This is a genomic window from Accumulibacter sp. (genome assembly GCF_032229525.1).
In the GTDB taxonomy this organism is placed as follows: domain Bacteria; phylum Pseudomonadota; class Gammaproteobacteria; order Burkholderiales; family Rhodocyclaceae; genus Accumulibacter.
In genome coordinates this window covers 1-1,943 of the sequence record NZ_JAVTWB010000254.1, presented here as the reverse complement: position 1 = coordinate 1,943, position 1,943 = coordinate 1, and the positions used below count along the sequence as shown (strand labels likewise).

Genomic DNA, 1,943 nt, shown 5'->3' with positions numbered 1-1,943 from the left:
GCTGACCCCGTGCGCTCTCCACGACTGGGTCTTGCACGGATCATTTTGCGAGTGTCATCGAGCGGACGACGTCATCCAGCAGCTTGATGAAATTCCGTTTCGGCTTGAACTGCAATCGGAGTTCTGCCAGATAGTCGGCAAATGCGCGCAGCCTGTTCTGTGCCGCCATCAGGCTACCGATCTTGCGGACCAGCCGCACGCCTTGCTCGTAAGCCGAGTTCTTGGTTTCGTCGACGATGGCAGGTATGACTCGCCGATACAGACTGATGGCATCATCGGCGCGTTCCTTTTCGAGCTTCCCGGCGAGCGCGATCAACAGGGTACGGTCACAGATGCCTTGGTGGGCCACAGCCCAGGCAGCATCCAGGTCCTCCTCCCATAAGGCGATAGATAGACGCAAGCTGTAGTTTGGCGTCGATGGCGTGGGTTTCCAGCGGCTGGTCGATGCGGCCTCCCTGGTAATGGCCTGATCGAGCCAGACCAGGGCACGCTCGCGCTGCACCGGCCAGATGCCCAGCTTGCCGGCGACCTCACGCAGCTTCCTGTACGGCTCCAGACCGGGACGTTCCTCGAACTGAACCCAGGTAAGCTGCAGCGCCTCGTCGTTGCGCTTGCGCGTGAGATAGACGGCGACCAGAAAATCCCGCAGGTCATTGTGCGGTCGATCCGGAAACGCTTGCAGGCCGCGCTCGGCCCAGACGAGGGCTTCGTCATGGCGTTTCGCCTTGGCCAGAATTTCGGCAATGCCGAGATAGCGGTAGCTGGAGGAAAGATCCTTGGCCTTGATCGCCACCAGTTCATCGACGTCGCCGCTGGCCTCGGCGAGGCGCTCCATGATGCGGGTGATCGACGCCCGATGGGGGTCATAACCCTTGTCGTCGGTGCGTGGCTTGATCTTCCGCCATTCGGCTTCAGCCAACTCGCGGTAGCGCTGCAAGCCTTTTTTGCCGAGGGGTGTCCGGTAGGTGGCGGCGTCGAAACTGCACAAGCCGAAGGGCAAGGTGCTTGCAAAACTGAACAAGCGCTCGGCAAGCGCCACCGGGTCGGGCTTCGCCAGCGTGCAGGCTTTGAGATGCATCTCGCCAAGGCGACAGACGATGCCACCGATTTCGCCGTTCGAGTCATCGACCTGCTCCATGGCGTGCTCGACCTTCTCGATCGCATGCTCGGCGAGACCCACCAGCATGGCGGCGGAATCCGCTTGCAGCAACTCGGCCAGGGAATCGACCACCTGGTCGATATTCCCGGCATAGGTGCCGACCTCGCGCCATTCGATGAAGCCACGAATCCGCACCGCGTCGTCGATCGCACGCCGGAATGCCTTGTCGGCATTGCCGCCGTCGTGTGTTCGCTCCGCCTTGAGCAGGAGCGACTGGAATAGCCGGTCGTCGCGCTGCGCGACATCCAGCAACAGCTCGACCAGGGATTCGCTTGGCTGGCTTTCCAGGTATTGCCGGATGTCTTGCCACGGATCGCGGCGTTTGGCCTTGGCAGGTTTTCTGCCCGCGCCATCGGTCGGCAATGACGTCGATCCGTGTTCGTCGAGCCATGCCAATCCAACTGCGACGCAATGCTTGCAGCAATAGCCGTCGCCGGAGCGCGGACAGGTGCAATCTGCGGCAAGCTCGCCGTCCTCGCCTCGGAGTTCGACCCGATAGCTTTGCGTGCCTTCGACTTTGGCAGAGACCTTGTTTTCCTGCGCCCGTAGCTGCCCGACAGCGCCGGTGGAAAAGTATGCTTCGCCACGCCGAAAGGCCGTGCCGCCCGCCCGCGATTCGAGCGCGTTACGATTGATGAGCGTGGCCAGCACCGTCATTTCCCTCTCGATTGCACTTCTTCACGTGAATTGCCTCTCTTGCCAGGGTGCGCCTGGGCCGCGGCCAATGCTGTCGAGCGTCTGCCCCTTCGGTGTAATCAGGACTCGCCGAATCATGTCGCGACTC

Annotated in this window: 1 protein-coding gene; it reads right to left on the bottom strand. The window is 61.8% G+C overall.

Going from position 1 to position 1,943, the window contains the following annotated elements; translation table 11 throughout:
• Positions 1–40: 40 nt before the first annotated feature.
• Positions 41–1,816 (bottom strand): DUF6880 family protein, encoded by a 1,776-nt coding sequence (locus RUW20_RS20405; RefSeq protein WP_313954055.1) that lies wholly within the window; start codon positions 1,814–1,816, stop codon positions 41–43.
• Positions 1,817–1,943: the final 127 nt, after the last annotated feature.